This is a genomic window from Kitasatospora sp. NPDC004799 (assembly GCF_040609095.1).
GTDB lineage: Bacteria > Actinomycetota > Actinomycetes > Streptomycetales > Streptomycetaceae > Kitasatospora.
On record NZ_JBEXJK010000012.1, the window covers coordinates 25,789 to 50,485 of the forward strand.

At 72.3% G+C, this 24,697-nt stretch carries 23 protein-coding genes and 1 pseudogene; 12 read left to right on the plus strand and 12 right to left on the minus strand.

Annotated elements, in window-relative coordinates:
• Nucleotides 1-59: 59 nt before the first annotated feature.
• The 3 genes from ABZW03_RS03080 to ABZW03_RS03090 all read left to right on the plus strand — a co-directional run bounded on the left by ABZW03_RS03080 (nucleotide 60) and on the right by ABZW03_RS03090 (nucleotide 4,710).
• The gene (locus ABZW03_RS03080) at nucleotides 60-578 is read left to right on the plus strand and encodes a hypothetical protein (protein WP_355251294.1); all 519 of its coding nucleotides are present in this window, start codon (nucleotides 60-62) and stop codon (nucleotides 576-578) included.
• A 151-nt stretch (nucleotides 579-729) separates the two neighbouring features.
• Complete coding sequence (locus ABZW03_RS03085) at nucleotides 730-2,379, plus strand: multicopper oxidase family protein (protein ID WP_355251297.1); 1,650 nt, start codon at nucleotides 730-732, stop codon at nucleotides 2,377-2,379.
• A gap of 267 nt (nucleotides 2,380-2,646) precedes the next feature.
• Complete coding sequence (locus tag ABZW03_RS03090; RefSeq protein WP_355251300.1) at nucleotides 2,647-4,710, plus strand: amino acid transporter; 2,064 nt, start codon at nucleotides 2,647-2,649, stop codon at nucleotides 4,708-4,710.
• A gap of 110 nt (nucleotides 4,711-4,820) precedes the next feature.
• Here ABZW03_RS03090 and ABZW03_RS03095 read toward each other — a convergent pair whose 3' ends face one another.
• A complete protein-coding gene (locus tag ABZW03_RS03095) occupies nucleotides 4,821-5,453 on the minus strand; it encodes a transglycosylase family protein (protein WP_355251303.1) in 633 nt (210 codons plus the stop codon).
• Nucleotides 5,454-5,760: 307 nt separating this feature from the next.
• Between ABZW03_RS03095 and ABZW03_RS03100 the strand changes: the two genes are divergently transcribed.
• From ABZW03_RS03100 to ABZW03_RS03115, 4 genes are all read left to right on the plus strand, one after another.
• Nucleotides 5,761-7,356, plus strand: coding sequence for a metallophosphoesterase family protein (locus tag ABZW03_RS03100; protein ID WP_355251306.1), 1,596 nt, complete (start codon nucleotides 5,761-5,763; stop codon nucleotides 7,354-7,356).
• Between the two features lie 316 nt (nucleotides 7,357-7,672).
• Complete coding sequence (locus ABZW03_RS03105; RefSeq protein ID WP_355251356.1) at nucleotides 7,673-10,012, plus strand: non-reducing end alpha-L-arabinofuranosidase family hydrolase; 2,340 nt, start codon at nucleotides 7,673-7,675, stop codon at nucleotides 10,010-10,012.
• Between the two features lie 225 nt (nucleotides 10,013-10,237).
• Complete coding sequence (locus ABZW03_RS03110; protein WP_355251308.1) at nucleotides 10,238-11,392, plus strand: tetratricopeptide repeat protein; 1,155 nt, start codon at nucleotides 10,238-10,240, stop codon at nucleotides 11,390-11,392.
• A gap of 53 nt (nucleotides 11,393-11,445) precedes the next feature.
• Nucleotides 11,446-12,366 (plus strand): phosphorothioated DNA-binding restriction endonuclease, encoded by a 921-nt coding sequence (locus tag ABZW03_RS03115; protein WP_355251310.1) that lies wholly within the window; start codon nucleotides 11,446-11,448, stop codon nucleotides 12,364-12,366.
• A gap of 28 nt (nucleotides 12,367-12,394) precedes the next feature.
• Here the strand turns inward: ABZW03_RS03115 and ABZW03_RS03120 are convergent, their stop codons facing one another.
• Complete coding sequence (locus ABZW03_RS03120; protein WP_355251312.1) at nucleotides 12,395-12,718, minus strand: hypothetical protein; 324 nt, start codon at nucleotides 12,716-12,718, stop codon at nucleotides 12,395-12,397.
• A gap of 150 nt (nucleotides 12,719-12,868) precedes the next feature.
• Nucleotides 12,869-13,471, minus strand: a complete 603-nt coding sequence (locus ABZW03_RS03125; RefSeq protein ID WP_355251314.1) for a TetR/AcrR family transcriptional regulator — start codon at nucleotides 13,469-13,471, stop codon at nucleotides 12,869-12,871.
• A 67-nt stretch (nucleotides 13,472-13,538) separates the two neighbouring features.
• Here ABZW03_RS03125 and ABZW03_RS03130 point away from each other — a divergent pair, with 67 nt between their 5' ends.
• Nucleotides 13,539-14,426, plus strand: coding sequence for an alpha/beta fold hydrolase (locus ABZW03_RS03130; RefSeq protein ID WP_355251317.1), 888 nt, complete (start codon nucleotides 13,539-13,541; stop codon nucleotides 14,424-14,426).
• Nucleotides 14,427-14,532: 106 nt separating this feature from the next.
• Here ABZW03_RS03130 and ABZW03_RS03135 read toward each other — a convergent pair whose 3' ends face one another.
• Nucleotides 14,533-14,859 (minus strand): hypothetical protein, encoded by a 327-nt coding sequence (locus ABZW03_RS03135; RefSeq protein WP_355251320.1) that lies wholly within the window; start codon nucleotides 14,857-14,859, stop codon nucleotides 14,533-14,535.
• A gap of 187 nt (nucleotides 14,860-15,046) precedes the next feature.
• Here ABZW03_RS03135 and ABZW03_RS03140 point away from each other — a divergent pair, with 187 nt between their 5' ends.
• From ABZW03_RS03140 to ABZW03_RS03150, 3 genes are all read left to right on the plus strand, one after another.
• Nucleotides 15,047-15,898 carry a helix-turn-helix transcriptional regulator gene (locus ABZW03_RS03140; protein WP_355251323.1) on the plus strand — a complete coding sequence of 284 codons (852 nt, stop codon included), beginning with the start codon at nucleotides 15,047-15,049 and terminating at the stop codon, nucleotides 15,896-15,898.
• Between the two features lie 13 nt (nucleotides 15,899-15,911).
• Nucleotides 15,912-16,109, plus strand: coding sequence for a DUF397 domain-containing protein (locus ABZW03_RS03145; RefSeq protein ID WP_355251326.1), 198 nt, complete (start codon nucleotides 15,912-15,914; stop codon nucleotides 16,107-16,109).
• A 331-nt stretch (nucleotides 16,110-16,440) separates the two neighbouring features.
• A protein-coding gene (locus ABZW03_RS03150; protein ID WP_355251359.1) for an IS5 family transposase occupies nucleotides 16,441-17,246 on the plus strand; the annotation gives its coding sequence in 2 pieces (ribosomal slippage) (nucleotides 16,441-16,783 and nucleotides 16,783-17,246; 807 coding nt in all).
• Nucleotides 17,247-17,268: 22 nt separating this feature from the next.
• Here ABZW03_RS03150 and ABZW03_RS03155 read toward each other — a convergent pair.
• From ABZW03_RS03155 to ABZW03_RS03165, 3 genes and pseudogenes are all read right to left on the minus strand, one after another.
• Nucleotides 17,269-17,742, minus strand: a complete 474-nt coding sequence (locus tag ABZW03_RS03155; protein ID WP_355251329.1) for an SMI1/KNR4 family protein — start codon at nucleotides 17,740-17,742, stop codon at nucleotides 17,269-17,271.
• 110 nt (nucleotides 17,743-17,852) lie between these two features.
• Nucleotides 17,853-18,885 (minus strand): annotated as a pseudogene (locus ABZW03_RS03160) (IS630 family transposase); the annotation flags it as partial.
• Between the two features lie 85 nt (nucleotides 18,886-18,970).
• Nucleotides 18,971-19,612, minus strand: coding sequence for an acyltransferase (locus ABZW03_RS03165; protein ID WP_355251332.1), 642 nt, complete (start codon nucleotides 19,610-19,612; stop codon nucleotides 18,971-18,973).
• Between the two features lie 104 nt (nucleotides 19,613-19,716).
• Between ABZW03_RS03165 and ABZW03_RS03170 the strand changes: the two genes are divergently transcribed.
• Nucleotides 19,717-19,869 (plus strand): DUF397 domain-containing protein, encoded by a 153-nt coding sequence (locus ABZW03_RS03170; RefSeq protein WP_355251335.1) that lies wholly within the window; start codon nucleotides 19,717-19,719, stop codon nucleotides 19,867-19,869.
• A gap of 57 nt (nucleotides 19,870-19,926) precedes the next feature.
• On the opposite strand, the gene ABZW03_RS03175 is transcribed toward ABZW03_RS03170, so the two are convergent.
• The 5 genes from ABZW03_RS03175 to ABZW03_RS03195 all read right to left on the minus strand — a co-directional run.
• On the minus strand, nucleotides 19,927-22,164 hold the full coding sequence (locus ABZW03_RS03175; RefSeq protein WP_355251338.1) for an MMPL family transporter: 2,238 nt from the start codon (nucleotides 22,162-22,164) through the stop codon (nucleotides 19,927-19,929).
• Between the two features lie 151 nt (nucleotides 22,165-22,315).
• Nucleotides 22,316-22,564, minus strand: coding sequence for a hypothetical protein (locus tag ABZW03_RS03180; RefSeq protein WP_355251341.1), 249 nt, complete (start codon nucleotides 22,562-22,564; stop codon nucleotides 22,316-22,318).
• Nucleotides 22,561-22,917: a winged helix-turn-helix domain-containing protein gene (locus tag ABZW03_RS03185; RefSeq protein WP_355251344.1), complete on the minus strand. Its 357-nt coding sequence runs from the start codon at nucleotides 22,915-22,917 to the stop codon at nucleotides 22,561-22,563. Before ABZW03_RS03185 ends, ABZW03_RS03180 begins: the two co-directional genes overlap by 4 nt.
• Before the next feature lie 177 nt (nucleotides 22,918-23,094).
• Entirely contained in the window at nucleotides 23,095-23,790 is a 696-nt protein-coding gene (locus tag ABZW03_RS03190; protein WP_355251347.1) for a sirohydrochlorin chelatase, read from the minus strand.
• The coding region (locus ABZW03_RS03195; RefSeq protein WP_355251350.1) for a uroporphyrinogen-III synthase at nucleotides 23,790-24,697 on the minus strand (908 nt) is incomplete at its 5' end. The genes ABZW03_RS03195 and ABZW03_RS03190, both read right to left, overlap by 1 nt.

The following is a 24,697-nucleotide window of genomic DNA, read 5'->3' on the forward strand; positions in this document are numbered from 1 at the left end:
GGGTGAGTTCGGGATACCCTGCCCGGGTACACGGAGACGGGGCCGACGGGAGGCGGAGGATGGTGTGGTCACGGCCGTTCGGCCCGCCGGTGCCGTGGGCGCCGCGCCTGCTGCTGCTCGCCGCCCTGCTGCTCGGCATCGTGACCATGCACACGCTCGGCCACCCGGCCGGCGGCCACGGCGGCCCTGCGGGCGCGGGCGGGCACGAGGGCCCGGGCACGCACGCCGCCGCGATGCACCCGGCGGGGGCCGTCCACCACGGCGAGGCCGCCGCGCCCGCCCCCGTCGCCGCCGCGGTCACGGAGCTCTCCGCCGCGCCCACCGAGCTCTCCGCCGCGCTCACCGGCAGCTCCGCCGCGGCGGACCCCGACGCCCCCGGCGGCCTGGACGCGATGGCCGTCTGCCTCGCCGTCCTGGCCGGCTGGACCGTACTGCTCCTGCTGACCGGCCCGCTGCTGCGCCGCAGCGGCGACACCGCCGCCGAGGTGCGGGCCCGGCTGCTGGGGGCCGTCCGCGCCCAGCCCCCGCCCGGCGGCGGGCGGACACTCCTCACCCGGCTCTCGGTGCTGCGCCAGTAGGCGCGCGCCCGCCGTCCCGTGCCCGCGCCCGCCCAGGCGCGCCCGCGCGCACCTGCGCGTGCCCGCTCGCGCCCCCCCGGGGCGCCCGCGCACGGAACGGCCGACGCGACGTCCTGCACGCCCACACCCACCGCACGAGGTGCACTCCGCCATGCGCACACCCACCCGTCGTACCGTCCTCGGCGCCGCGCTCGCCGCCGCCGGGACCGGCCTGCTCACCGCCTGTTCCTCCGGCTCCATGAAGGGCATGGACCACGGGTCCATGAACCACGGCGTCACGAACGGCCCGGCCGCGCCGTCCGCCACCCCGGCCGGCTACCTCGCCCCGAACGGCCCCGAGGTCGCCGCCGCCGAGGCCCGGCGCAACCCCGGCCCGGAGCGGAAGGTCGCGCTCACCGCCACCGAGACCACCCTCGACCTCGGCGGCCGCACCGTCCGCAGCTGGGCGTACGGCGACCGCCTGCCCGGCCAGGAGGTGCGCGCCACCCTCGGCGACACGCTCGCCGTCACCCTCGCCAACCACCTGCCGCAGCCCACCTCGCTGCACTGGCACGGCCTCGCGCTGCGCAACGACATGGACGGCGTACCGGGCCTGACCCAGGCCGACGTCAAGCCCGGCGCCTCCTTCGAGTACCGCTTCGCGCTCGCCCACCCGGGCACCTACTGGTTCCACCCGCACTCCGGCGTCCAGCAGGACCGCGGCCTGTACGCCCCGCTGATCGTCGAGGACCCCAAGGAGCCGCTGGCCTACGACAAGGAGTGGGTCGTCGTCCTGGACGACTGGGTGGACGGCATCGACGGCAGCACCCCGGACGCCGTCCTGGCCGAACTCGCCAAGGGCATGGGCGGGATGGACCACTCGGGCGGCTCCGGGCACGACATGTCCGGGATGCCGGGCCACGACATGTCCGGGATGTCCGGGATGCCGGGCCACGACATGGCGGGGGCGGCCGGGACGCCGGGCGCCGCCGGACCCTCCCGGATGCTGATGGGCGCCGCGAGCCCGCTGCTCGGCGGTGACGCCGGCGACGTCGCGTACCCGTTCCACCTGGTCAACGGCAGGCTCGCCACCGCCCCCGAGACCTTCACCGCCAAGCCCGGCGACCGGATCCGGATCCGCCTGGTCAACGCGGGCGGCGACACCGCCTACCGGGTCGCCCTCGGCGGCCACGAGCTGACCGTCACCCACACCGACGGTTTCCCGGTCGAACCGGCCACCACCCAGGCGCTGCTGCTCGGCATGGGTGAGCGCTACGACGTGCTGGTCACCGCCCAGGACGGCGTCTTCCCGCTGACCGCGCTGGCCGAGGGCAAGAACGCCACCGCCCTGGCCGTGCTGCGCACCGGCGGCGGCGCCGCGCCCGACGCCGCCGTCCGCCCGGCCGAACTGGACGGCCGGTTGGTCACCGCCGGGCAGCTGAAGGCGGCCCCGGGCGTCCGGCTGCCCGCCAAGGCGCCGGACCGCACGGTGAAGCTGGAGCTCACCGGCGGGATGGCGAAGGCCGACTGGGCGTTCAACGGCCGCAGGTACGACCCGGCGCAGCGCCACCCGGTCGCGGCGGGCGAGCGGGTCCGGCTGGAGTTCCGCAACAGCACCGCCATGTGGCACCCCGTCCACCTGCACGGCCACAGCTTCGCGCTGCCCGGCGACGGCCCGCGCAAGGACACCGCGGTGGTGCTGCCGGGGCAGACCCTGGCCGTCGACTTCGACGCCGACAACCCGGGCCTGTGGATGGTGCACTGCCACAACGTCTACCACGCGGAGACGGGCATGATGACCGTCCTCGGCTACCGGGCCTGACCCCGCGGGCTCCGCCCGATCTCCCCCCCCCCCCCGAGGGAAAAAGCCCCGGATTTCCCCGGGAAGGACCCCGGACCGAAGCGCCGGTCCGGGGTCCTTCCGTGCCCGCCGCCGGCCCCGCCGACGGGGGCCCGCGGCGCCGACCTGCGCGGCCATGACGTTTTCTTAACGCGGGCCGATAGCGGTTTCTTGACGCCGGTCGCATAGCGTGTCGCCCTGCCGTCGCCCGACGGCGTTTTCACGGGGTCGTTGAGCAAGAGGTGCAAGGTGGTTTCGTCGGGTTCGACGGAGACGGCGGAGTCGGACGCGCCGTCGGCGCGAATACGCATCCGCGAGTGGCTGCTGGAGGACGTGAGCGCGGCGAAGCCCGCGCAGCCGTCCGCCGCGGAGGACGCCCCGCAGGCGTCGTCCCGGAACGCGGAGCCGGGGGAGTCGGGGGAGCCGGGGGAGCCGGGGAACGCGGCGGCGGGGGACTCCGCCGCGCCCGGTGCGCACGCCGGCCAGCGCTGGTGGCGGGTGATGTGCCTGACCGGCCTGGACTACTTCTCGACGCTCGGCTACCAGCCGGGCATCGCGGCCCTCGCCGCGGGCGTGCTGTCGCCGATCGCCACCATCGTGCTGGTGGTGGTCACCCTGCTGGGCGCGCTGCCGGTCTACCGGCGGGTGGCCAAGGAGAGCCCGCACGGTGAGGGCTCGATCGCGATGCTGGAGCGGCTGCTGTCGTTCTGGAAGGGCAAGCTGTTCGTCCTCGCGCTGCTGGGCTTCGCGGCCACGGACTTCCTGATCACCATCACGCTCTCCGCCGCCGACGCGAGCGCGCACCTGGTGGAGAACCCGCACCTGACCAGCCTGCTCGGCGACAAGCAGGTGCTGCTCACGATGATCATGATCGCGCTGCTCGGCGCCGTCTTCCTCAAGGGCTTCAGCGAGGCGATCGGCCTGGCGGTGTTCCTGGTCGGGACGTACCTGGTGCTGAACGTGGTCGTGGTGGCCGTCGGCCTCTGGAAGATCGTCGAGGCGCCGCACGTGGTCACCGACTGGACGGACGCGCTGACCGCCCAGCACGGCAACCCGGTGATCATGGTCGGGGTGGCGCTGGTGACCTTCCCGAAGCTGGCGCTCGGCCTGTCCGGCTTCGAGACCGGCGTCGCCGTGATGCCGCACATCAAGGGCGGCCCCGACGACACCGCGGCGAACCCGGCCGGCCGGATCCGCGGCACCCGCAAGCTGCTGACCACCTCCGCCGTGATCATGAGCTGCTTCCTGATCGCCACCAGCTTCATCACCACGCTGCTCATCCCGGCCGACCAGTTCAAGGCCGGCGGCGAGGCCAACGGACGTGCTCTGGCCTTCCTGGCGCACGAGTACCTGGGCGGCACCTTCGGCAGCGTCTACGACCTGTCCACCATCGCGATCCTCTGGTTCGCAGGCGCCTCCGCCATGGCGGGCATGCTCAACCTGCTGCCCCGCTACCTGCCGCGCTACGGCATGGCCCCGCACTGGGCCCGCGCGGTGCGGCCGATGGTGATCGTGCTGACCCTGATCGGCTTCCTGGTCACCTGGATCTTCGACGCGGACGTGGACGCCCAGGGCGGCGCGTACGCGACCGGGGTCCTGGTGCTGATCAGCTCCGCCGCCATCGCGGTGACCATCGCCGCGTACAAGAAGCGCGAGCGCGGCTGGACCGTCGCCTTCGCGGCCATCTCGGCGATCTTCCTGTACACCACCGTGCTGAACGTGCTGGAGCGGCCGGACGGCCTGAAGATCGGCGCCTGCTTCATCGCCGGGATCATCCTGGTCTCGCTGCTCTCCCGGCTGCGCCGCGCCTTCGAGCTGCGCGTCACCGACGTGGTCCTGGACGACACGGCGGAACGTTTCATCAGGGACTACGCGCACCGCCCGCTGCGGCTGATCGCCAACGAGCCCAGCAACCGCGACAACGCGGAGTACCGCGACAAGATCCGCCAGATCCGCGCCGACAACGACATCCCCGGCGAGGACGACCTGGTCTTCGTCGAGGTCACCGTCCGCGACGCCTCCGACTTCGAGTCCGAGCTGACCGTCCGGGGCGAGGTGCTGCACGGGCGCTACCGGGTGCTGACCCTGGAGAGCTCCAGCATCCCGAACGCGCTCGCCGCGCTGGCGCTCACCGTCCGGGACCGCACCGGGCAGCGGCCGCACCTGTACTTCGAGTGGACCGAGGGCAGTCCGTTCGCCCAGTTCCTGCGGTTCTTCCTGTTCGGTCAGGGCGAGGTCGCGCCGGTCACCCGCGAGGTGCTGCGCGAGGCCGAGCCGGACCGCGCGCGCCGGCCGCGCGTCCACGTCGGCTGACCGCACGGGCGTCCACGTCGGCCGACCCCACGCGTACGGCCCGTCCGCTCCTGGTGAGCGGGCGGGCCGTACGCGTGTCCGGGTCGGTGCGGGTAGGGGGGAGGGCGGCGTCAGGCGGGGTCGTCGGCGGAGGGGAGTTCGAGGACCAGGCCGGGCTGGATGAGGTCCGGGTCCTCCCCGACGGCGGCGCGGTTGAGCTCGTACAGCGCGGGCCAGCCGCCGGGCACCCGCAGCGCCTCGGCGATGTCGGCGAGGGTGTCGTGCTCCCGGACGGTCCAGGTGCCGTCCTCCGACGCGGCCGGGGCCGAGGCCGGGGCCGCGGTGCCGGCCGGGGGCGGCAGGACGGACTCGCGGCCGCCGTGGCCCCGCGCGGCGCGGGCGCCGCAGACGGGCCACGGGGACAGGCCGCGGCGGCCGGCGAGATGCTCGGCGACGGCGATCTGCTGCTCGCGGCTGGCGAGGTCGGCGCGCGGAGCGTAGGCGAGGCCGCCGTTCTCCCGCCAGGTCGGCTGGTCGAACTGGAGGCCGCCGTAGTAGCCGTTGCCGGTGTTGATGCGCCAGTTGCCGCTGCTCTCGCAGGCCGCCACCCGGTCCCAGTCGTACGAGCCGTCGCCCGTCCTCCCGGGGTCGGACCCGGTGTCGCGGCCCGGTGGCGCGGCGTGGGCCGCGGGGGCGGCGAGGGCCACGGACAGGGCGCAGAGCGCGGTCGGGACGATGCGGCGCAGACGAGCGGTGGGAGGCATGGGCGGCTCTCGGACTCGGGGACAAGGACCGGCGCCGTCCGCGGACGGCGCACTCCCACCCATGCACGCCGGACGGGGCGTTCCGCCGCCGACACGACCGGCAGGTCACCCGTGCGGCCGCCCCCGGCCACTCCGGCGGCCCGCGGCCGATCGGCCGTCACCCCCGCCGCTCCCGTCGCCCGGCCCCGGTCTCCCGCCGGTCCGCGGGGGCTCCGGCAACCCGGCGTTCAACTTCCGTTCCTCGTAAGCGAATTCGATGGCGTCCGCCCTCTTGTCAGAAGTTAGGGAAGTTTCCTAACTTGATGGCATGTCCGAGACACCACGGCACTCCCGGCGTGACCTCCTCCGTGCCGGCGCGATGGGCGGAGCCGCCCTCGCCGCCGGCGGCCTGCTGCTGCCCGGCACCGCCCTGGCCGCCCCGCGTCCGACCGCCCTCGACACCCCTGCCGCCCCCGGTACCCCGGCCGCTTCCGGTACCCCGACCGTCCCCGCACCGCGCGGCGAGCGGACCGCCGGGTCCGCGCTGCGCCCCTTCGGCCGGCACCTCGCCTACGGGGCCGACCCGTCCCAGCAGGTCGTCGTCTCCTGGCAGGTGCCGGAGGCGGTGACCGCCCCCTTCGTCCGGATCGGCGTCCAGCCCGGCGAGTTCGGCGCCCCGATCGCCGCCGAGGTCCGCACCCTGGTCAGCAAGCTCTCCTGGCAGCACCCGGTCGAGGACCAGCCCCTGATCAAGCCCACCACCGTCACCCAGTACTACCTGCACGCCCAGCTGGACCAGCTGATCCCGGACACCACCTACTACTACGTCGTGGGCCACCAGGGCTACGACCCCGCGGGCGACCACACCCGGCTCGGCGACGTGGCGAGCTTCCGTACCGCGCCCGCCCCCGGGCGCGGCGCCGGGTTCACCTTCACGGCCTTCGGCGACCAGGGCATCGGCTACAACGCGGCCGCCACCGGCAACCTGATCGCCGGGCTCGACCCCGCCTTCCACCTCCACATGGGCGACCTCTCGTACGCCAACGCCGGCGGCAGCGGCAAGACCAGCGACGCGTACGACGCCCGGCTGTGGGACTCCTTCTTCGTGCAGAACGAGCCCGTCGCCGCCCGGACCCCGTGGATGCCGGCGATCGGCAACCACGAGATGGAGCCGTGGTACGGCGCCGACGGCTACGGCGGCATGCGCGCCCGGTTCACCACGCCCGACAACGCCTGGAGCCAGTCCACCGGCATCTACTCCTGGCGGTACCAGAACGTCGGCCTGATCAGCCTGGACGGCAACGACGTCTGCTTCAACACCCCGGCCAACCTCGACTACACCAAGGGCAAGCAGAAGAAGTGGCTGGAGAGCCGGCTCGCCGCGCTCCGCGCGGACACCGGCATCGACTTCATCGTGGTCTACCTGCACCAGTGCACGTACTCCACCTGCCACGACAACGGGGCCGAGCTGGGCGCGCAGCAGGACTGGGCCCCGCTGTTCGACAAGTACAAGGTGGACCTGGTGCTCAGCGGCCACAACCACGTCTACGAGCGGACCGACCCCATCCGGGCCGGCAAGGCCACCCGGAAGGTCGACTCCGGTGACACCGTCGACCCGGCGAAGGACGGCACCACGTACGTCGTCGCGGGCGGCGGTGGCGGCGGGCTCTACTCCTTCCCGGTGGCCGACACCTACATCGGGCACGAGACGAGGAACGACAAGCCGGTGCCGATGGTGGTCTCCGAGCGCGGCGGCCACGAACAGACCGTCAAGGTCACCTGGTCCCGGGTGCGGTACACCGGCTACTGCCTGGTCGCCGTCGACGTGACCCCGGCCGCCGCGGGCAAGCCCGCCCGGATGGAGGTGCGCTCGCTCATGGAGGACGGCACGGCGGTGGACCGGGTCACCGTGCAGCGGAGCTGACCCGGGGTCGGGCACTCCTGCTCAGGCGGCGGGCGGCGGGCGGTGGACGGTCGGCGGCGGACGGCGAGCACGGCCACCGTCGCCGCCCGCCGCGCCGGTCCGGCTCGACAAAAAATATTTTTTCCCGATCGCGGCAACCTTCGCGCGCGCGGCGGCAACAGGCAGGCAACGAGGCCGAGACAAAGGCCCACCGCGCCAGAAGGACAAGCCCTTGCCAGACCAGAAGAACTCTCATCGCCGCCGTCCGGCGACCCGCCGCGTGATCGCCGTCTCCGCGGCCCTCGCCGCGGCGGGTGGCGCCGTCCCGCTGGTCGCCATGGCCACCAGCACGACCGGTGCCCCGACCACGGCCGCCGACGCGGCCGCCCGCAGCGGGCGCTACTTCGGCACGGCAGTGGCCTCGGGCCGGCTCGGCGACTCGACCTACGCGGGCATCCTCGACCGGGAGTTCAACACGATCACCCCCGAGAACGAGATGAAGTGGGACAGCACCGAGCCGTCCCGCGGCTCGTTCACCTTCGGCCCGGCCGACGCGATCGTCAACCACGCCGCCGCGCACGGCCAGAAGCTGCGCGGCCACACCCTGGTCTGGCACTCCCAACTGCCCGCCTGGGTCTCGTCGATCAACGACGCGAACACCCTGCGCGGCGTGATGAACAACCACATCACCCAGGAGATGAGCCACTACAAGGGCAAGATCTACGCCTGGGACGTGGTCAACGAGGCGTTCGCCGACGGCGGCAGCGGCCAGCACCGCAGCTCGGTGTTCCAGAACGTGCTGGGCAACGGCTTCATCGAGGAGGCCTTCCGCACCGCCCGCGGCGTCGACTCCTCGGCCAAGCTCTGCTACAACGACTACAACATCGAGAACTGGACGGACGCCAAGACCCAGGGCGTCTACAGCATGGTCAAGGACTTCAAGGCCCGCGGCGTGCCCATCGACTGCGTCGGCTTCCAGAGCCACTTCGGCGCCGGCGGCCCCCCGACCAGCTTCCAGACCACGCTGTCCAACTTCGCCGCGCTCGGCGTCGACGTCCAGATCACCGAGCTGGACATCGCCCAGGCGGCCCCCGCCACCTACACCAGCGCCGTCCAGGCCTGCCTCAACGTCGCCCGCTGCACCGGCATCACCCTGTGGGGCATCCGCGACCGCGACTCCTGGCGCGCCGACGAGAACCCGCTGGTGTTCGACGGCAACGGCAACAGGAAGCCCGCCTACAACGCCGTCCTCACCACCTTCGGGGGTGCCGGCGGCAGCACGCCGGACGGCGCCATCACCTCCGGCACCGTCTACACGCTCTCCGCGATGGGCGCCGCCGGACGCGTCCTCGACCAGCCCGCCGGACAGAACGGCAACGGCACCCCGCTCCAGGTGTGGGACGCCAGCGGCGCCGCCAACCAGCAGTGGCGGGCCAACCGGAACGGCGACGGCTCCTACACCTTCACCAACCTCGCCAGCGGCCGGGTCCTGGACGATCCGGCCGGCCAGGCCGCCAACGGCACGAAGCCGGTGGTCTGGGACAGCAACGGCGGCCCCAACCAGCGCTGGAAGGCCGCCCGCAACGGCGACGGCTCCTACACCCTCACCAACGTCGCCACCGGCAAGGCCCTGGAGACGCCCGGCAACCAGACCGCCAACGGCACCCCCGTCCAGATCTGGGACTCCTGGGGCGCCGCCAACCAGCACTGGACCCTCCGGCCGACCGGGACCTCCGCCCCGGCCCCGGCCACGCCCGCCCCGGCCGGCACCTGCGCCCTGCCCTCGACGTACCGGTGGTCCTCGACCGGCGCGCTGGCGCAGCCGGCGAACGGCTGGGCCGCGGTGAAGGACTTCACCTCCGTGGTCTACAACGGCAAGCACCTGGTCTACGCGTCCGACGTGTCGGGGACCTCGTACGGCTCGATGGCCTTCGCGCCCTTCACCAACTGGTCGGACATGGCCTCGGCCAAGCAGACCGGGATGAGCGAGAAGGCGGTGGCGCCCACCCTGTTCTACTTCGCGCCCAAGAAGATCTGGGTGCTGGCGTACCAGTGGGGCCAGTGGCCGTTCGTCTACCGGACCTCGGCCGACCCGACCGACCCCAACGGCTGGTCCGCGCCGCAGCCGCTGTTCACCGGCAGCATCCCCAAGTCCAGCACCGGCCCGATCGACCAGACCCTGATCGCCGACGACCAGAACATGTACCTGTTCTTCGCCGGTGACAACGGCAGCATCTACCGCGCCAGCATGCCGATCGGGAACTTCCCGGGCAGCTTCGGCTCCTCCTACACCACCGTCATGACCGACACGCCCGCCAACCTGTTCGAGGCGCCGCAGGTCTACAAGGTCAAGGGCCAGAACCAGTACCTCATGATCGTCGAGGCCCGCGGTGCCAACGAGCAGCGCTACTTCCGCTCCTTCACCGCGACCAGCCTGAACGGTTCGTGGACCCCGCAGGCCGCCAGTGAGAACAACCCCTTCGCGGGCAAGGCCAACAGCGGCGCCGGCTGGACCAACGACATCAGCCACGGCGACCTGGTCCGCACCAACCCGGACCAGACCATGACGATCGACCCCTGCAACCTGCAGTTCCTCTACCAGGGCAAGTCCCCCACCGCCACCGGCGACTACGACAAACTGCCGTGGCGCCCGGGCGTCCTGACGCTCCAGCGCTGACCTGAACCACCGCCTCCAGGAACCCCGGCCGTGCCTCGGCCGGGGTTCCTCCGTTCGAGCCGCCTGACGCCCGGCCCGCTGCCGGGCCCGCTGCTCTGGCCGCTGGCCGCTGGCCGCTGGCCGCTGTCCGCTGTCGGCCCCGGCTGCGGGCGGGTCTGTCAGTGCGGGGTGAGACGGTACGGGCCTGGGTAGCACGCAGGGGAACAGGTGACCGGGGAGGCGCATGTGAGCGGGGAACCGACCGTCGAGTGGGAGCCGCAGTACCAGGGAGCGGGCTCGAACCCCCGGGTCGTCGAGTGCTACGAGCGGTTCATCGGCACGTCGGACCCGGGGTGGCTGGTCGCCCTGGAGGGGCTGGCCCAGGTCGAGGGCGCGCAGGCGGGGGACCTGCACGCGCTGGCGTCGGCCTACCTGGTCGCGGGGCGGCCCGCGGACGCGGTCCCGCTGCTGGAGTTCCTGGCGTTCGTGGCGCCGGACGACCCGGCCGTGCGGTGCGACCTCGCCCACACCTACGCCCGGATCGGCAGCGCGGACCGGGCGGCCCGGGAGCTGGAGCGCGTCCTCGCGGCCCACCCCGGGTGGCCCGCGGCCGTGCGTCAACTCGCCGACGTCCGCGCCTGGTTGCGCTGGCACGAGGACAGCGTCCGCCTCCTGCGGCAGCAGGCCGACGTGTTCACCCTGCTGACCGCCGACGGGAACGGCGACCTGACCGAGCACCTCGCCCTCGGGAAGGTGCTGTACCAGCTGGCCGCCGTCCCGCGCAGCGGTGTGGACTGGCCGGACGTGGTGAAGGCCCTGGAACGGGCCCACCGGCTCGACGACGGCCACCAGCAGGTGCTGGAACTCCTCGCGGCGGCGAGTCACCACGCGGGCGCCGAGGCCCAGTGGCGCGCGGCCCTGGCGGCGCTGGAACGGGTCGCCCCCGGGTCCGAGCACCTCGCCCACTGGCGGGCGGCCCCGCCCGCCGTCGCCCCGAACCCGGACCGGCTGCTCGCGCTCGCCTCCGCCGAGACCGCCGACGCCCACGGCGCCGTGCGGGACCTCCGGGCGCACTACCGGGCGGCTCCGAACAACCCGGACGTCCAGCGCTGCCTGATACAGGTGGAGGCCGGCGTCGGGAACCCGGCCGAGGCGCGGTGGCTGGCCGAGGGCCTCGCCGCCACCGGCGGGCTCGACTTCTACGCGCACGGCGCCCTCGCGATGGTCTACCGGATGCTCGGGGACGGGCGGGCGCGGCAGCACTTCACCGCGGCCCTGGACCTCGCACCGGACGACGAGGACCGGGCCTACTTCCTGGCCGAGTACGACGCGGTGGGCGAGGGCGATGCCGTGGGGGAGGGTGACGTGGTGCGGGAGGGTGACGTGGTGCGCGAGGGTTGACGTCGACCGGCCGGGTGATCCCGCTGTCCGTGCCGCGAACTACGCTGACGGGCATGGACTGGCTCGATCGGGTGGCGCGGCTGAGGCGCTGGACGAAGGGCGGCGAGCGCGCGCCGCACAAGCCGCTGCTGCTGCTCTACGCCCTCGGTGGCTACCAGCGGGACGCGGAGGGCGAACTGCGGTACAGCGCCGTCGAGGAGGAGCTGAAGCGGTTGCTCGCCGAGTACGGGCCGCCGCGCCCGACGACTCCGGCCTACCCGTTCCACCACCTGGTCAGCGACGGGGTGTGGGAGGTCCGCACCGACCGGGGCCCGGGCAGCCCCGGCAGCGGGATCGGGGTCCTGCGGTCGAGCGGGGCCGCCGGTCGGCTCGCGCCCGCGCTGCGCGAGTCCCTGGCGGAGGACCCCGCCCTGCTGGGGCGGATGGCCAGGGTGCTGCTGGACGTCAACTTCCCGTCCTCCCTGCACGCCGAACTCTGCGAGGCGGTCGGCCTCGACCTGGAGCGCGCCGAGACCGTGCTCGCGGGCGGGGCCGACACCGCGGCCCGGCGCCGGCGCGACCGGCGGATGCGTGAACTGATACTCACCGCCTACGAGTTCCAGTGCGCCTTCTGCGGCTACGACGGCGCCCTCGGCGCGAGCGCGGTCGGACTGGAAGCCGCACACGTGCGCTGGTGGTCGCACGAGGGGCCGGACGAGGTCGACAACGGCCTGTGCCTGTGCTCGCTGCACCACAAGCTCTTCGACAAGGGCGTGCTGGGCCTGGGGGAGGGCCACCGCATCCTGGTCTCCGACCGCTTCGTCGGCCGCAGCGAGGCCAGCCACCGCCACGTGCTGGCGTTGTCCGGCCGGCCCGTGCTCGGCCCCCAGCCCGGCCGCCCCCCGGTCGCGGACCGCCACCGCGCGTGGCACGTGCAGCAGGTCTTCCACGGCACCCCGCGCCAACCGGCGGACCGGGAGCCGGTGTTGGTGTAGGAGCCGTCAGCGCGTGATCGGTCGCCGCTCAGGGACGGCTTCCGGAGGCCGCGCCCTGAGCCGGGCACTGGTAGTCGGCTGCGTCGATCGCACGACCCGCCGTGTCGGCGAGGTGGAAGCAGTGCCCGTTGACCCACACCGTGACCGAATCCCGTCGGTGCACGACCTCGAAGGGCTCGTCCCCGCGCAACGTCCCGGGCCAGGGTCCCTCCGCCGCCGGTGCGTGGGTGACGACGACGTAGGTCCGCTGCGGCTGGATCCGGTAGGTGTCCGCCCGGGGCTCCACGGTCAGCTCCAGCGGCGCGTCACCGTCGTTCGTGACCAGCAACCGCGCGGTTCCCCCGGCGAACATCTCCAGCACCTCTTCCTGCCCTGGGTCCGACCCTGCAGGCACGCGCCCGCGCGGGTGTACATGGCCCGATCCTCACACACGGGATCGGATCCGCCGCCGGAGCCGTCCCCCTCCGACCGCCACCGCGGGCCCTCCGCAGGAGGCGACCTCTCAGCCGGGGAAGACGCGGCCGAGGTGGTAGTGCAGGACGGCCGTCGCCGCCTCGGCCGTCCGCTGGCCGAGCAGGACGCTCAGGCCGAGGCCGGCGGAGACGGCGAGCAGGACGACGGCCTCCTGCCGGGGGTCGAGGCGGGGGTCGGCGGCGCCGGACCGCTGGGCCGCCGTCAGCTGGGCGGCCAGGAAGGCCTCCATCTCGTCGGGCGCGGCCAGAAACGGCTGCCCGCCCAGCGCCGGGTCGGTGACGGCGAGCACCGCGTACTCGGTGTGAATGAGGTGGAAGGCGCGGCTCTCCTCGTCGGTGGGGACGGCCTCCAGCAGCACCGCCTCGACGATCCCGCGCGGGTCGGTGGCGGCGCCGCTCGCGCGCACCCGCCGCTGGATCCGCTCGCCCATCCGGGTGGTGAGGCGGGTCATCGCGGCGAGCAGCAACTGCTCCTTGGTGTCGAAGTAGTACTGCACGAGCCGCACCGAGACGCCGGCCTCGACCGCCACCGAGCGCATGGTGACGGAGTGCAGGCCGCTGCTCGCCGCCGAGCGGAGCAGCGCGTCGATGATGTGGGCCCGCCGTTCCTCGTGATCCACCAGCTTCGGCATCGGGTTCCTTCCAGATACTTTTGTGGTACAACCATACCACCAAAGTCGGGGAGGGGTGGAGGGGATCATGACCAGGACCAGCGTCGGGCACTTCGTCAGCGAGGCGGCCCGGACGAAGTTCCTTGCGGCGTACGACCGCGCGATGGAGCTGTGGCCGAGTCCGCGCCAGGAGTTCGACGTCGAGACGGCGTACGGACGTGTTCACGTGCACCGCTACGGTGCGGCGACGGGGGAGCCGGTCGTGCTGCTGCACGGCCACGCCGGGCACCCGTCCAACTGGTACCCGCAGATCGCCGAGTTGGGGGCGCGGCACCCCGTCTACGCGGTCTCCACCCTGGACGACCCGGGGCGCAGCGTGCAGCGGGCGGTCGCGGCGGGGTCGGTGGAGAACGCGGCGTGGTTGGGAGAGGTGCTGGCCGGCCTCGGCCTGGAGCGGGTGCACCTGGTGGGGGTCTCGTACGGCGGCTGGCTGGCGCTCAACCAGGCGATCCACGCGCCCGATCGGCTCGCCTCGGTGGTGTCGCTCGACCCGGGCGGGATCGAGAAGGTGCCCGCGCGGTTCTACGCCCACATGGTCGGCGGCCTGTTCGGGATGCTCGCCCCACGGCGGCTGCGCCCGGCGGTCGGGCGGCTGCTGGCGAACCCGGCGCTGAGCGCGCCGCGCGAGATGATCGCGCCGATGATGCTCGCGATGCGCAGCTACAAGCCGGGCAGTCGGCCTGCCGCCCGGCCGTTCACGGACGAGGAGTTGGCGTCGGTACGGGTGCCGGCGCTGGTGCTGGTCGGCCGGCGCAGCGCGCTGCTGCGCCCGCGCCGGGTCGTCGAGCGGGTGACCCGGCTGATCCCGGACGTGCGGGCCGAGATCGTCGAGAAGGCGGGGCACGGGCTGAACCTGGAGCGGCCGGAGGTGGTCAACGAGCGGCTGCTGGGGTTCATCGGCTCCGTCGGACGGTAGTTCGCGAAGCGTCGAAGGGCCCCGCGCATGGCGGAGGGCCCTTCGTGTTCCGTTGGCGCTACGGTTGCGCGCGCCTCCGCTTGTGGACGGATCCGGAGGCGCCGGCTCAGGCGGCTGCGGCCTGGTGTGTGGTGGCGGAACCCGGCTGCGCGAGCCAGATCAGCCGCGCGGTGATGCCCGCCCGCCGGGAGAAGTGGCGGAGGGTCCGCTCCGGCGACCCGAGCGTCATGCGCATCCTCCCGTCGACCCCGATGGCGTGGGTCTGGCCGTCGGAGTCGGCGAGCCCCCAAGCCGCGACCCACCCGTCTGCGCCGTCGCCGCACACCTGGACGACGGCGAACAGCCGGGGTTCGGTGTCGACCACGAGCCCGCACAGCTCCTGGTCGAACGTCAGGTTGGTCGGGTGGGCGTTTTGCGAGGGCGCAGCAGTCATGGAAGTCTCCTACGTACATGGGAGGTGGACGCCATGCTGCCGTCATCGCGGGCAGCGATCGTGCTCTGACGCAGAATCAAAATAGCTAGTCGGTAGTATGTAGTCCACCGCCTCAGGGGAATCCGTATCGCGACCACCCCAACGAGTGACGCCGCCGACGAAGGCGGTCGAAGCGAGGAGACAGCGGATGCCGCCCAGCAAGACCCCGCCGAGCATCCGGCAGCGGCGGCTCGGCACGGAGCTGCGCCGGTTGCGCGAGCAGGCCGGTCTGTCGGCCACCCGGGCCGGGGAGCTGCACGGTGCCACCCAGTCCCGGATCAGCAACATCGAATCCGGCGGATATCCCGTGAGCGCGGAGCGTGTAAGGACCCTGGCGCGCCTCTACGGCTGCGCGGATGATGCCCTGATCGAGGCCCTCACCGGCATGACCGGTGGCCGCACGCGGGGCTGGTGGGAGGAGTACCGCGAGATCCTCCCGGCCGGAGCGCTCGATTTGGCCGAACTCGAACACCATGCCCAGTCGATGCGGATCGCTTCCGCGATTCATATTCCCGGGCTCCTCCAGACCCCAGAACATGCTCGTGCGCTCTTCCGGGACGTCGTCCCACCCTTCTCGCCGCCGGAAGTTGAACATCTCGTCTCCCACCGCATCAAGCGGCAGGCAGTGCTCTACGGATCGCGGCCGATCCCACTGTCGGCCGTCGTCCACGAGGCCGCCTTGCGAATGGGCTTCGGTGGTCCGAAGGTCGCCCGTGACCAGCTGCGATTTCTGCTGACCATGAGCGAACAACCTCACATCGACCTACGCGTCATCCCGTTCGGTACCGGTAGCTATCCAGGCTCCGGCGCCGGGATCGTGTACTTCAATGCCGAGGTCGCGCGGTTGGACAGCGTCCAGGTCGATGGAGACCGATCTGAGTTCATCGACACTGAGCCGCAGTTGATCAAATACCGGGCTGTGATGGATCGCCTGGAGACGAGCTCGCTACAGCCCGAAGCATCCCGCGACCTCATCCGTCGAATCGCCCAGTGCATCTGAGACAGGACCGAGTATGGCTGTTCACGACTGGCAGAAGTCCTCATTCAGCGGCGATGCCGCCAACTGCATATACGTATCAGTAGTCGCCGACACGGTCATCAGGATCCGTGAGAGTGACGACCCCGGCGTCGTCATCACCACAACGCCCGGCACGTTCGACGCCCTCCTGCATGGCGTCAAGGCGGGCGAGTTCGACCACCTGGCAACGTGATCCGGCCCTCTCCGCGCGGCCGGAAGATGCCGTTGATGTGGTAGCGCGGGAGTAGGAAGTCGGCCGGGCCGACTTCTCACGCACGCGGTGGGCAGGGATTCACCGACGCCGCTTCGGCGGTGCTGGTCCGGATTGCGGAGTGAGCGGGCGTCGAGACTGGCCGGGTGGTGTCGGCGACTCCGTATCGGGAAGGAACCTGAGAGGAAGCGCGCATGGCGGCTCTCGACTGGCAGAAGTCCGGTTACAGCTCCGAGTCGGCTAACTGATCGTTTCAGGATGACTGGAACCCCAGGTCTTGCGATGAGTGATCTTGATCGACAGGGTGTCCGGGGTGCGTGCTGATCTTGTTCCAGATGACCTGTGGGAGCGTGTGGCTCCGTTGCTGCCGCCCGCACCCGAGCGGCGCCACTGTCACCCAGGGCGTCTTCGCATACCGGACCGGGCGGCCCTGGCCGGGGTCATGTACGTGCTGCGGACCGGTGTTGCGTGGCGCGATGTCCCCGCGCCAGTCGTGGGCTGCTCGGGGGTGACGGCTTGGCGTCGGCTGCGGGACTGGACCGCGGCCGGCGTCTGGCCGCGCCCGCACGCCGCGCTGCTGAGCGAGTTGCGCCACGCCGACCTTCTGGACCTGGACGACTGCGCCGTGGACGGGTCGCACGTCCGGGCGCTCAAAGGGGGGATCACGGTGGCCCGTCACCGGTCGACCGCGGCCGCCCCGGCTCGAAGCACCACCTGATAGCCCACCGCCACGGCATCCCGGTCGCCGTCACGCTCACCGGTGGGAACCGACACGACGTCACCCAGCTCATGCCGCTGCCGGACGCGATCCCGTCGGTCCGTGGCTTGCGAGGACGACCTCGGCACAGGCCGCGCCGCTTGTACGCGGACCGAGGCTACGACTTCGACGAGTACCGCCGCCTGCTGTGGAAACGCGGCATCAAGCCCATGATCGCGCGCCGAGGTGTCACTCACGGCTCCGGCCTCGGCAAGGTCCGTTGGGTCGTGGAGCGGGCGTTCGCCTGGCTGCACCAGTTCAAGCGCCTGCGCATCCGCTACGAACGCCGCGCGGATCTCCACCAGGGCCTACTCGAACTGGCCTGCAGTCTCATCTGCCTCCGACGACTCCGTGCAGCTTGAGCAGCTACGCATCCAGACCGCGTCAGCTTGGGACCACGCTCGTCGCCCACGTCCGATACCAGTCCCCGAAGGCTGGGCCGGGGGTCAACCTGTCGTCTATCCCCAGGGTGTCGAACCAGACCTGGCCACTGGCCGCTCCGGTGACCACCAGTCGGACGAACGCGCCGCACCCCATGTCCGAGATGATCATTGACCCCGGCACGATCCCGTCCTCGTCGTAGTCGTCTTCGAGGTCGTCCGGGCCCACCGCCCGGGTGAAAGGGAACGGCGTCGCAAGGTATCCCGGCCACCAGGCTTCGTCCTTCGGGCCGTACGACCTGCTCAGCACCCAGATACCGTGGTAGGGTCCCGGGCCACCGTCGCCGATGGTCATCAAGAACGTTCGGTAATCCGCGGGGAGGGCCACCCCGTAGTCACGCTCGAAGGACCGAACTTCCGCCTCCGAAAGGACACTCCTCAGCGGACCACCAGGCACACGGTCCATCTCGTCCCCCATCACCCAGTTCTGCCGTCTCCGCGAGCATAGGGCTCCCACGACAAGTGAACAGGTGCCTCCACCCGGGACATCGAGCAGGCCGGGCCTCACTTTGAAACGATCAGTTAGTTGTGGCTGGCGTGGTCGGTGCCGTCGAGGGTGAAGTAGCGCAGGGCGGTGAACTGGGCCTCGATGCGGTTCAGCCACGAGGAGTTGGTCGGGGTGTAGGCGATCTCGACGTTGTTGGCCTCTGCCCAGTCCGCCACCCGGCGGCACCGCTTGGTGGTCAGGTGCGGGGAGTAGTTGTCACACACGATCGCCAGGTGGACTGTCGGCGGGTAGAGGCTGCGCAGGTAGCGGCAGAGACTCCAGGAACCTCGTGCGGTTCTTCCTTGGCTTGATGTGGTCGTAGAGCTTGTCCTTGCCCAGGTCCAAGGCGGCGAACAGGTGCCGGACTCCGTGCGGGCGGGTGTAGGTCGCCCGCCGTCGGGGCCGGGGACCCCGGCCGGGGTCCTTGTGCTTCCCGCCGCGCTCGGCCCATTGCCGCCCCGGGTGGGGCTGGAGGTTGAGCGGGCCGAACTCGTCCACGCAGAAGACGACGCCGGGTTCGCCGTCCTCGGGTATGACCTCGCCGTCAGCGATGGCGTACAGGTGCTCGACGCGGGCCTTCTTGGCGGCGTAGTCCGGATCGCGGGAGGTCTTCCAGGTCTTTATGCGTTGGAAGGAGAAGCCTTCCTCGCGGAGCAGGATGCGCAGGCCCTCGTGGCTGACGTCGTCGACCACACCCTCGGCAACCAGGAAGTCGGCCAGCTTGGCCAGGCTCCAGGTCGAGAACGGCAGGCCGTGCTCGGCCGGCTTGGACTCGGCGATCTTCTTGATCTCCCGGCGCTCAGGCAGGGTGAAGGTCTTCGGCCGCCCGCCCGCGTACTTCGGATAGAGCGAGTCAAAGCCGTCAGCGTTGAAGTTGTGGATCACATCCCGGACCCGGTCCGCGCTGGTGAACGTCGCCTCGGCGATCTTCGCCACGGGCATGCCCTGCGCGGATAACAGCACCATCTGCGCCCGGCGCCAGGTCACCACCGACCTGGTGCCCCTCCGGATGATCCGCAGCAGCCGCCTGCCCTCGTCGTCATCGATCTCACGGACCCGCACTCGCTCTGCCACCGGCACAGCTTGCCGGACGCGCACGCCGTAGTGGAATCCGGACGGCGCGTCACCTCACGACAGCACAAGGGCCGCTGATGCGGCGCTAGCCGAGATTCAGAACCTCATCGTCCGCGTGCGTGCCGAACTCGGCGACGCGCACCTCCGCGATGTGCTCGTACCGACTGATCCGGTCGGTCCACTCCGCGTCGACGCCGAACGCCACCTGCGCGAAGCCCACCCGCCCGACGGCCTCGGCCAGGCCCGGATCGCCAGGGGCCAGCAGCCGCACCGGCGCGTCAAGCGCCACGGTGTGCGGCGGCACGAAGTACTCGTCCGGCAAAACGGTGCGCGCGTGGACGAGCGCGCCGACAGCGACAACCGAGCCGGCCCCCAACCGTGCGCACTGCAGGACCGTCGCCGCGGTTGCCACATAGACGCACCTGCCGACCTCGCAGCCCAGCAGCGTGGCGTGCGGCCCCACGAAAACGTGGTCGTCGACAAGCACCGGCTGATCGCCGGCGACCGCAGACCCACGCAACACCGCGTTCTCGCAGATCACCGCCGCCTCACCGACCTCGATCCGAGACCCCTCGGCATCGAGCACCGCACCGTACATCACCCGCGCCCTTGGCCCCACGCGGACATCACCGACCAGCGTGGCCGTCGGGGCGACGTAGGCGGTGGGATGGACCTGCGGTTCATGCCCGCGGTGCCGGATGCGGATTCCCTGCGTTTCAGCGTTCATGAGAGGATCGTCGCCCGACCGGCCGCGAGGATGCTGGCGGATTTCCGACGTCGCGTTCGCCGAGACATGTGCCATCCGCGATCTGAGGCACTGCAGGGCGAACGTTGGCGGATACGGCACTGGCCGCCGCCCCCGAACACAGCATCAAGCTTCGCGAGAGCGATGACCCCGGTACCATCCTCACCACTTCGCCCGGTGCGCTCCGGGCGCTCCTGCGCGGCGTCAAGGCGGGCGAGTTCGATCACCTGACAACATGACGGCCCGTGCGCCTCTGTGCGTGAGAAGTCGGGCGGGCCGACTTCTCACGCACACGGTTACCGGGTGAGGGCCGGGTGGGGGCGGTGTGGGGGCCAGGCGTGGTCGCCCAGGAGGGCCAGGGCGGCGGGCAGAAGCACGCCTCGGACGATGGTGGCGTCGACGATGATGGCCACGGCCATGCCGACGCCCATCATCTTGTACTCGATGGCGGTCAGGCTCACGAACACCGTGAAGACCGCCGTCATGATGACGGCGGCGCTGGTGACCACGCCGGCGCTGCCGCCGATGCCGCCGACGATCGCGTCCTTCGCGGTGGCGCCGTTCTCCCGGCGCTCCCGGATCCGGCTGAGGATGAAGACGTGGTAGTCCATGCTCAGCCCGAACAGGATCACGAACATGAACAGCGGCAGCCAGGCGACCACGCCGCCGTACGAGGTGAAGCCGAGCGCCGATTCCAGGTGGCCGTTCTGGAACACCCAGGTCAGCACGCCGTAGGCCGCGCCGATCGAGAGCAGGTTGAGCAGGATCGACACCAGCGGGATGGCCCAGGAGCGGAAGGCGAGCACCAGGATGACGAAGGCCAGGGCGAGGATGAAGGCGAACACGGCGGCGGTGCGGCCGTTCAGCCGCTCGGCGAAGTCGTACGGCTGCGCCGTCTTGCCGCCGACCGCGTACTCGATGCCCGGCACCGTCCCGAGGGTGGCGGGCAGCACCGTCTCCCGGAGTTTCCGGAGCGACTGGTTCGAGGTGGCGTCGGTGCCCTTGCCGACCAGCGGGACCCGGACCACCAGCGCGTCGCCGACCGGCACCGCGGTGATCGGTTCGGCGATACCGCTGCCGGGTGCGGCGGCCTCCCGGTGCAGGGCGTCGATCGCCCCGCGTAGGGCGGGGGTGTCGACGGTGCCGCCGTCCCGGCCGGTGATCGCGAGCCGGGCGGGGCCCGGTGAGCCGGGGAAGGCCTCGTTCATGCGCACCGCCGCGTCCACGGGGGCGACGCTGCGCGGCAGGCTGTCGGTGGTGGCCGGGTCCTGCAGCCGCATGCCGAGCGCCGGCAGCGCCAGGGCGAGCAGGACGAGCACGGCGACGCCGCCGGTCAGCGCCGGACGCCGGACGACGCCGCGGGCCACGGCCGACCACGTCCGCGACGCACGGGCCGTGGTCCGGCGTCGGCCCAGCCAGGGGACGCGGGCCCGGTCGACGCGGTCCCCCAGGGCGGCCAGGACCGCGGGCAGGACCGTCACCGACCCGACCACCGTCAGGCCCACGACCACCACGGTGCCGGCCGTCAGACCCTTGAAGACGTCCAGACCGGTGAACAGGAGCCCGCACGCGCAGACCGTCACGGTGAGCCCGGAGACCACCACCGCGTGGCCGGAGGTGCGGGCCGCGATCGCGAGCGCCCGCCCGGTGCCGTGCCCCCTGCGCCGCTCCTCGCGCTGCCGGCGCAGGTAGAACAGCGAGTAGTCGACGCCCACGGCCATGCCGATCAGCAGCACGATGGAGGAAGCGGCGCTGTTGACCGGGACGACCTTGCCGATGGACTGCAGGAGGCCGAAGGTGGCGACCACGGTCGTCGCCGACAGGAGCAGCGGGATGCCCGCGGCGACGAGCGAGCCGAAGACGACGAGCAGGATCACCAGGGTGAGCGGCAGTGAGATGACCTCGGAGCGCTGGAAGTCGTCCTTGATCGCCTCGTCCACGACGGCGTTGAGGCTGCGGTCGCCCGCCTGCACGATCCGCAGCCGCGGATGGCGGTCCTGGACCTTCGCCACGGCGTCGACGACCGCGCGGTAGTTCCGCTTCCGGTCCTCGGCGGGCCCGGCGAGTTCGAAGGTCACCAGGCCGGACCGGCCGTCCTGGGAGGTCCAGCGCTCGCCCTGGGCGCCCAGGGGTGAGCCGACGTCGCGCACCGCTTCGCCGGTGCCGTGCAGCGCTTCCACCAACTCCCGGGTCGCTGAGGTGAGTTCGGAGTTCGAGGTGAACCCGGGGCCGCCGCTCTCGCGGGGTTGGATCAGGACGTTCTCGCGGACGGAGTCGCCGGCGTCCTCGGTGCGGACGATCCGCTGGGCCCGGCCGGCTTCGCCAGGATCGCTGGACCGGGCGTCGTGTCCGCCGATCAGCGCGCCGGAGAGGACGGCGACGAGGACGAGGACCAGCCAGCCGGTGACGGCCAGGCCGCGGTGGCGGACCGACCAGCCGGCCACCGCCTCCACGATCCCGCCCGCGACGGCCGGTGCGTCCGGCTGTGCCGCGTTGGGCGGCGGTGTTCGGTCCGGCTTGCTTTTGCGCAGCATGAACTGCTCTCCTTGAGGTGGAGGTGCGTATCCAGGGAAAACTCGCCGGTCGGCGAGGGAGATGCCTTCCGAAACCTGGGCCGTCGAGTTGCCGCTCGGCGGCCCAGCTCGTTGATCACATGACACACGCGGGCGGCGCGCGGCGCGCGCCCTACTCGACCTCCTTGAGGATCCGCTCCATCGACTCCAACCGCCCGCGTACTTCGGTGAGTTGACGTTCAGTCCGCTGCTGGGCGTCGACCGCCGCCTCGGCCAGCTTGCGGTACTCCTCCTCGCGCGCCAGCACCGCCTTGGCCCGGTAGGTGGCACCGAACTGCCAGATGACCACGGTGAGTACGGCGGTGAGCAGGACGAAGAGGCCCAGCGCTCCGACGACCTCCGTCCAGTCGGACCCGCTCATCGGTCGCTGCCTTCCCCGTCCCGTCCCTGCGCCGGGTCGGCGGCGGTCAGGGTCGGCATCGCGGCCGCGATCGAATCCGGTGTCAGTTGCACCGCGAAGGGGGTCACCTCGTAGAACTTCATCGCTTTCCCATCGGGTGAGATCTCCAGCTGCGCCGACACGAGCCCTGCCGTCTCCAGCTTCTTCAGGTGGACCTGGAGCAGCGCCCGGCTGATCCCCAGGTCCCGAGCCAACTGGCTCACGTACGTGCGCCCGCCGGTCAGCGCCGCGACGACCCGCAGGCGGTGCGGGTTGGCGAGCGTCGCCAGCATCAGCACCAGCTCGTCGCCCGTCGGCGGCGGTGGCGTCTTCATCGCAACACCCAGCACATGCAAAAAAACATTAGCAGGTGCTCATTCGCGTTGTCGCCTATCGGGGCAAGGGAGTTGGGAACGGAGCGGTGAGGTACCGGTACGTGCGTACGCGATCCTCGGCGGCGAGGAGCAGGCCCGCGCCGATGACGAGGCCGACCGCGCCGGACCCTGGTGTGATCAGGCGGCGGCGAACTCCTCCGCGGCCGCCCGGGCCCGGGCGTAGCGGTGGAGCACCAGGCGGGCGAGGGCAGGGTGGGGGCCGAGCGGGGCGCCGGTCCAGGTGGCGCCCGCACCGGCGGCGCGGCGGGCGAAGAAGCCGGGGGAGAGGAGGTAGGTCGCGAGGGCGATGCGAGGGTGCCCGTCCGCCCGGAGGTCCGCGACGGCCTGCTGCGGGGTGGGGGCGGCGGCCGACAGGTGCGACGCGGTGACCGGGCGCCCGAGCCGGGCGGCCAGCAGGCCGGCCATCCGGGCGGTGTCGGCGAGGGCGGCGGGGTCCGAGGAGCCGGCGCCGGCCAGCACCACGGGGGCGTGCGGCGGGGCGCCGGCCTCGGTGAGGCGGTCGGCGAGGGCCTCGGCGAGCAGCGGGTGCGGGCCGAGTGCGGGGGCGAGTCGGGAAGGCGGCAGGCCGAGGGCGGGGAGGTCCACCCGTAGGTGGTAGCCGGTGGAGAGGAGCAGCGGCACCAGGATCGGTCGCGCGCCCGCGAGTCGGGCCAGGGCCTCGCCGACCGACGGCCGTTCGAAGTCCAGGAAGCAGCACCGTACGGGCAGTTCGGGCCGGAGCGAGCGAACCACGCGGAGCAGGGCCCGGGTTGTGGCACCCGCCGCCGGATCCCGGCTGCCGTGCGCCACGGCGAGCAGGACGGGCGGCGGCATCAGCCCGCCGCCAGCCGGTAGCCGCGCTTGGGCACCGTCCGGATCAGCCCCGCGTGCGGCCCCAGCGCGGCCCGCAGCCGGCCGACCGCCGCCTCCACCGCGTGCTCGTCGGCGCTCGCCTCCGGCCAGGCGGCGCGCAGGAGTTCGGCCCGGCTGAGCACCCGGCCCGGCTGCTCGGCGAGCGCCCGCAGGACGGCGGCGCCGCGCGGGCTGAGCCGGTGGCTCTCGCCGTCGATCAGGGCGGCGTTCCCCTGGAGGGTCAACAGCAGCCCGGGCAAGGGTACTTCGTACCGGGAGTGGCCCGGCAGGGTGTCCGCGAGCAGCCGGACCAGGGCGCCGAGCCGGCCGCGTTCGGGGTGGACGGCGGGCAGCCCGAGCTCGGTCAGCGGGCGGGCGCAGAGCGTGCCGACGCAGACCGGCAGGACGTCCGCGCGCAGGGCGTCGAGCAGCGCCTCGTACAGACCTTCGTGCTCCGCCGCGGCGAGCAGGGCGGTGATCGCGGGGGCGCTGGTGAAGGTGAGCGCGTGCACCTGGCGCCGTACGGTCTGGTCGAGCAGGCGGCGCACCGCCCCCGGGTCCTCCGGTGGCGCCCAGCGGTACACCGGGACGGAGATCACCTCGGCGCCGCGCTCGCGCAGCGCCGTCGCGAAGGCGTCCAGCCGGACGCCGTGCTCCTGGACGGCGATCCGCCGCCCGGCCAGCGGGCGGGCGAGCAGCCAGGTGAGCAGCTCGTCGGTGGCCTCCGAGGCCGGTGACCAGCCCTCGTCCAGCCCGCTGGCCCGGACCGCCCCGGTGGCCTTGGGGCCGCGGCTGAGCACCACGTCCGGCCAGAGCGAGCGCAGGCAGGGCTCCAGCGGGGGCATCGCGAGACCGGCGATCGCGGCCCCGACCGGTGCGGCGACCGCGG